General features: G+C 37.1%; 6 protein-coding genes and 1 tRNA gene. 2 read left to right on the top strand and 5 right to left on the bottom strand.

Going from position 1 to position 6354, the window contains the following annotated elements; genetic code table 11:
- The first annotated feature begins 744 nt into the window (after positions 1–744).
- Entirely contained in the window at positions 745–1194 is a 450-nt protein-coding gene (locus B808_RS05785) for a hypothetical protein (RefSeq protein ID WP_009167120.1), read from the top strand.
- A gap of 150 nt (positions 1195–1344) precedes the next feature.
- Positions 1345–1503: a hypothetical protein gene (locus B808_RS06630; RefSeq protein WP_164476869.1), complete on the top strand. Its 159-nt coding sequence runs from the start codon at positions 1345–1347 to the stop codon at positions 1501–1503.
- Between the two features lie 480 nt (positions 1504–1983).
- Here the strand turns inward: B808_RS06630 and B808_RS05775 are convergent.
- The 5 genes from B808_RS05775 to rnz all read right to left on the bottom strand — a co-directional run bounded on the left by B808_RS05775 (position 1984) and on the right by rnz (position 6284).
- Positions 1984–2073 (bottom strand) — tRNA-Ser (locus B808_RS05775).
- Between the two features lie 61 nt (positions 2074–2134).
- Entirely contained in the window at positions 2135–2653 is a 519-nt protein-coding gene (locus B808_RS05770; RefSeq protein WP_009167123.1) for an adenine phosphoribosyltransferase, read from the bottom strand.
- Between the two features lie 14 nt (positions 2654–2667).
- Positions 2668–4974 (bottom strand): single-stranded-DNA-specific exonuclease RecJ, encoded by a 2307-nt coding sequence (gene recJ, locus B808_RS05765; protein WP_035422464.1) that lies wholly within the window; start codon positions 4972–4974, stop codon positions 2668–2670.
- An 18-nt stretch (positions 4975–4992) separates the two neighbouring features.
- Entirely contained in the window at positions 4993–5340 is a 348-nt protein-coding gene (locus B808_RS05760) for a LapA family protein (RefSeq protein ID WP_009167125.1), read from the bottom strand.
- On the bottom strand, positions 5337–6284 hold the full coding sequence (gene rnz / locus B808_RS05755; RefSeq protein ID WP_035422461.1) for a ribonuclease Z: 948 nt from the start codon (positions 6282–6284) through the stop codon (positions 5337–5339). Before rnz ends, B808_RS05760 begins: the two co-directional genes overlap by 4 nt.
- Positions 6285–6354 lie beyond the last annotated feature (70 nt).

Genomic DNA, 6354 nt, shown 5'->3' with positions numbered 1-6354 from the left:
GTACACAATTCGTACACATTTAATTCAAACATATACAGCTTATTTCAGTAAAACATAGTATAAAATCAGCGATTAAGGAGAGTACACGAATTTAATTTCCTAATATACTAACCTTTACAGCATAAACGTGGCAAATAAATTTAATAATTACCAAATATTTACCAACAAAAATAATTAGTTTCTTCCATTACATATAGTTATTGAATCTTTTCCCAACTTACTGGCCAACGGATTCCGTTTTTGTATTTTCTATTTATTAAACTAGATTTGTTTATACATTACGTATATTAAAATATGAGGTTAAATAATGATAGTAAAATAATTTAAAACAGTTTATGTAATTATCAATAATGGTAAAGAATATATCGTTAAAAAGATCAATGTAAATTAGATTTAAGAACCGAATTAAGTACTGAACATTATTATTTTTAGAAAATTTTTTGATTTATATGTGCAAGATTGCTATTTGCAAAATTTTTTAATAAAATTAGAATTAAGCATAAATTAATTTAAGAGGAATATATTACGGAAGTTGAAAAGCCATTATTTTTTATTAGGGCGGATGATAAATGAAAAAATTTTAATGATTTTATAAATGGAAAATTTTATTTTTCAAATGCTAGAGTTTTTGAAGATGAAAGGAAATTACCAAAAGGTAAAGGAGACAAAATTGACGGTGCTGTTTTAGGTAATAATGGTGGAATTTACCTTCCTACATTTGCTGACAAATTTAAGATAATTAGTTTGACTAGGGTTTATGCTAAAGATATTAAATCATCCACAACTAATGAAGAAAAAATAAAAATAATATTTACTGATAAATTTAAAAATGATGTTTTTAATTCTGAACTCACTAGAGATAGAAATTTTTCTGTAATTAGCGATTCTAATATGGACAAATTAGTCTGTAAGATTAATAAGCACTTTAAAGATCAAGAAATTTATTTGCTTTTAAGGAATGTAACATATGATTCAGATAGGTTATACTTTCAAAGCCAAATGTTTATATCAGACAAAACTACAATTGACACAAATGAATACGTAGATTGGTTAACAACTAAAAGAGACGAATACAGCAGGCAACGTGAATCTCGCTTAATCTTATCAGGAGAAAATGTAATAAATAAAAACATAATAAATTATGGAGCATTTGTTCCAAGAGAATACTGGTTTAAACCGCTAGATTTTAATTAAATAATAAATTTTAGAAATTGTTAGTGGAATTATAAAGTAGAAAAGACCTAAGATACTACTCAAAAATATAATCGCTTTAAAGAGCTTAAATATGGTAAGAAAATTTGACGAGGTATTAATTTTTAAATAGACTAATAAGGATTAATTAATATGAAAAACAAAAAATATAACGGAAATACCCCACTTTTAATTGGTTCAATTATTGTTGGTGGTAGTGCAATTGCTTTAGGAGTTACATCAATTGTTGGAATAACCATGTGGTCAATCACTTATGGAAACCCAAAATTTAATAAAAATAATACAAAATAAAAAAAGCATGCGCTGCAAAGGATACTTTAAAGGTAAACAAGCAAGTAATCCAGTTTTTATTAACCGATATAAGACTATCCCCTACTTTTTCAGCTGTAAATAAGACGCTTAGAGAAACTTTAAATAAATTAAACATAATAGACGTGGTTTCCATTTTAATTCCTTGAGGCACACACATGTGGCTTATTTACTATCACAAGGCATTGATATTTACATTATTAGTAATAAGATTAGGACATTCTGACATTGGTATAACCACTCGAGTATATTCATATTTAATCGATGAATATACACAAAAATCAGATGATAAAATAGATCAGTCAATAAATAAATTAATACAAACAAAAAAGAACGATACTAAAATTAATTAGCACCGTTCTTTTTATATAATGTGCAAAATATGTGCAAAAACATTTGATGTATATTGACACTGTTTCCTATTATATCGGCATTTATATAATATATATAAATCCTATTTTAAGGAGAGTACAGGATTTGAACCTGCGCGCCGGTTATAAAGCCGGTTCGCCGGATTTCGAGTCCGGTGCATTACCACTCTGCCAACTCTCCATGAGACACTATTTAAATATACATTTAAATAGCTCTAAATGCAACTCTCATAATGAATTTCTCAATATTTCATCAAACTCAAAATATCGTATTGTTTTATGTTATCACGTCCGTGTAAATCGACTAATTCTACTAAAAATGCCATCCCAGCAACTACTCCACCAAGATCCTCGACAAGCCGGCTGGTTGCTGCAATCGTACCACCCGTTGCCAGCAAATCATCGGTTACTAGTACTCGTTGACCTGGCTTAATGGCATCCTCATGTAAATATAAGGACGACTGCCCATATTCTAATCCATAAGTGGCTGTAACCGTCTTCCCAGGTAATTTCCCCTTCTTCCGAGCAGGGGCAAACCCAATATTAAGGTCGTAAGCAACTGGACACCCAACGATAAATCCTCGAGCTTCTGGTCCGACCACTACGTCAACGTTTAACTTTTTAGCATAGTCTACAATTTGATTGGTCGCTTGATGGTAAGCTTCCCCATTTTCAAGGAGCGGTGAAATATCACGAAACAATACTCCAGGTTCCGGAAAATCAGGATAACTAGCAACGTAATCTTTTAAATTAAGTGACATGCAATGGTCCCCTTTCACGATTTGTATGCTTGCCGAATTAACTGCATTAACTGGCTTTGCTCCCTAATAATTAGTTCCTTTTCCAAGTCTATTTCCTGTAAGCGATGTTGATATGACGATGAAGTACTCAGAGTTTGATGCTTGGGTTGCGTAACCACTTGTAGATGCCCAGCTGAAATAGTGACAAAACCTAAGTCTGAAAAAACTTGGATCATGAAAATCAACAAATGACCATCAATTTTTAACCGCTGCGCTACCTGAGTCAAACTAGATCGTAATTCAATTTGTTGATGAGTTTCTAAGAACTTAAACAGTTTAGCATACTGCTGGCGAGTTGGCATCCCACCGTCAAGCAAATACCGTTTTTTATAAAAGTAAATGGTGATCTCATCGGCCTTCAGCTGCTGCAAAGCAGTTGTAAACGCGGCGCTGGTTGGCGGACAGTCAACGAAAAAAGCTTGATTCCATTTCGGAATTTCTGAAAGTTCAGTAGCTAATACCGCTTTCGACGTATCCGTAAAATATGGTTTTAATTGTTTTCTTAAATTTTCATCAAAAAAGATGTACAGTCCCGTCCTTGAAAACATTTCTGGAACTAGACGTTTAGTCCGTCGATCAAGGATGACGGGACCAACTGCATGAAAATCATCAACTAAAACTTGTAAGCGACGATGCCCGCGAAATTCATTTTCACCAAGCGTTCCAGCAATTTGACAACTCGTTGCCACTGTTGCTAATTCAACTGCCTGCGGTCCTCTGCCAAAGGAAATTGCATCAACTTGCCGATTTTTCCCAACTAACGTAAATTTCAAATGTTCCTGGTGTTGCCCCAACTGTTTTAATCCAGTTAAATTAATCGGATTAATTAAAAATCGTGGCTTAGGATTGTCAGTTCCAAATGGACTTAGTTGCTGTAATTCCTCTATCAGCTGGGGAGTTAAGTCATCCACCTTAACTGCATAATCTAAAGTTAAGGTTGGTTTACCAGCTAGTTTAGCTAATTGTTCTTTTCCAGCAGTTGCTAATGTATGCTGGAGGATTGGCAATTGACTTGGAGAGACTGTTAATCCTACTGCCATTGCATGCCCACCAAATGCCACTAACTGATCATGAATTGGTTCAATACTGCGGAAAAGATTGAAACCAGAAATGCTGCGTCCCGAACCCTTGTAGTCAGCATCATCTGTTTTGGCTAGGACAATAGTTGGTTTATTGTATTTATCCTTCAGGCGACTCGCAACAATCCCCAATACTCCAGGCGCCCAATCTGATCCGGTAATTAGCAAAATTGCTTGATCTTGTTGACTTTGTGCCTGCTCATCGGCTTCACTAACAATGTCAGTCACCAGCTGTTTACGAGTTGCGTTCTTTTTCGTAGTATCTTTTGCTAGTGCTTGTGCCACTGTTTCATCAGTCGTTGTCAACAAATCTACTCCGGGAGCAGCATCACCCATCCGACCAAGAGAATTTAAGGCTGGTGCCAGTTGAAACCCGATTGTTTCTTCATTAACCTGGTTTAATTTAACTTTGGCTTGCTGAACGAGTGCCTTTAAACCAGGTCGTTCGGTCAAATGAACAACATTTAAACCGAATTGCACTAAAGCTCGATTTTCACCAGTTAGTGATACTAAGTCAGCAATCGTCCCAATCGCTGCTAAATCTAATTTTTCCTGCGGAATTTCATCATTTAAGGCGGTCGCAACCTTAAAAGCAATGCCGGCTCCCGATAAGGATTTAAACTGATAGTCTGGACTTAGATCAGCATGAACGATTGCAAAAGCATCTGGAAGTTGCTCTGGCAACTCATGATGATCGGTAATAATGACATCACAACCACTTGCCTGGGCAGAAGCAACTTCTGCCTGTCCGCTCACTCCATTATCAACTGTTATTAAGAGCTTCGTGCCCCCAGCAATGAGCCGTTCGAAAACCGCTTGATTAGGTCCATAACCATCCTGCAGACGCTTGGGAATGTAATAATTAACTTGGGCGCCCATTTCCAACAGGGTTTCATATAAAATTGCAGTACTAGTTAGCCCATCCGCATCATAGTCTCCGTATACTGTAATCTGCTCGCCAGCTGCAATTGCCGTTTCAATCCGAGTAACCACTTTTTGCATATCATGTAAATCAAACGGATCCAATAAATCAGCAGTTGTCGGACTTAAATAATGCTTAACTTGATCAAGATTACGATATCCTCGCCGTATCAATAGTTGGGCAGCTAGTGAACTAAGCCCAGTTTCTTCCTTCAGTTGCTGGATCAGCGGATCATCACTTACTGAAGCAGCTAATTTCCATTCATACTTCTTATCCAGCACCAATCATTCCTCTTTCACCTATTTGTTGTTATTTTCTGATTCTTGGGGAGACTTTGCCCGAACTTGCTTTTGGGTTTGGCTCAAGCTCTCAATTTGTTTTAACAGGTCAGCTTTCTCCTGTTTTAGTGCCTCAATCTCTTTTTGGGAACTTTTACTTTCACGGCTGGCTTTCCATGAGGTTACCGATGAGAACAAGAACACCAGCAGTGCCCCAATCAAAAGATTAGTTAAAACTACCAAAATCAGTGGCATTTTAACCGTAGCAAAGCCAAAGTTAATTGCTGTATCCTCCATATTTAATAACACAAAAATTGCTAGTAGAAACACGATGATAATTCCACAAATTACAGCTACTTGTTTTTTCATGGTTGTTTCTCCTTTCGCTTTGGAAACGGAACATCAATTACATCAAAATCACGAACCACCTTGGTCTGAGAGAAACACTGACGGGCATCTTTTTGCAATTCCCGCGCCATCTTACTAGTATACCGCGCCGAAATATGTGTCAACAAGAGTTGATGAACCCCTGTCTGAGCAGCTGTTTGAGCTGCTTGGAGGTTGGTCGAATGATAGTAATTTCTCGCCAGCTTGGATTCTCCCTTACCAAAGGTACTTTCATGAACCAGGATATCAGCGTTGGCTGCTAACGTAACAATGGAAGCAGTCTTGCGCGTATCACCTAGGATAGTGACAATTCTACCCTTTTGTGGCGCACCAATAAAGTCCGCTCCATTAATTGTCCGTCCGTCTGCGAGCTTAACAGCTTTACCTTGTTTTAATTGTCCATACAATGGTCCTGAGGGAATCCCAGCTGCGTGAAGTTTATCAACCAACAGCTCGCCGGGATGATCATGTTCAATTACTCGATAACCCCAACATTCGATTTGATGATCCAAACGATCTGCCATTACCGTAAATTTTTTCCCCTGATAGATCATCCCAGGCTGAGTTAGCTCTTTATAATTAATCTGATAGGCTAGTTTAGTTTGAGAGACCCGCAAAGAAGTTTGCACAAAGTCCTTAACCCCGACTGGTCCGTAGATAGTCACTGCATCATGGCCACCTTGAAAAGAGCGACTAGACAGCAAGCCTGGCAAGCCAAAAATATGGTCGCCATGAAGGTGGGTGATAAAAATTTTATCAATCTTACGGGGCTTAATCGTTGACTCTAACATCTGCTGCTGGGTTCCCTCCCCACAGTCAAACAACCAAATCTCATTAATTTCGTCGAGTAAGCGTAAGGCTACACTGGCAACATTGCGAAATTTACCGGGCATACCGGCTCCAGTACCAAAAAACTCTAATTGCATATTTTCTACCGTTCCTTTTAGGACGTTTTCTATTTCTAATCGTAAAGTTCCCTTATAATTGTAGCATAGT

This window comes from Fructilactobacillus florum 8D (genome assembly GCF_000512295.1).
GTDB classification, from domain to species: domain Bacteria; phylum Bacillota; class Bacilli; order Lactobacillales; family Lactobacillaceae; genus Fructilactobacillus; species Fructilactobacillus florum.
This window is presented reverse-complemented; position numbering and strand designations above follow the sequence as displayed.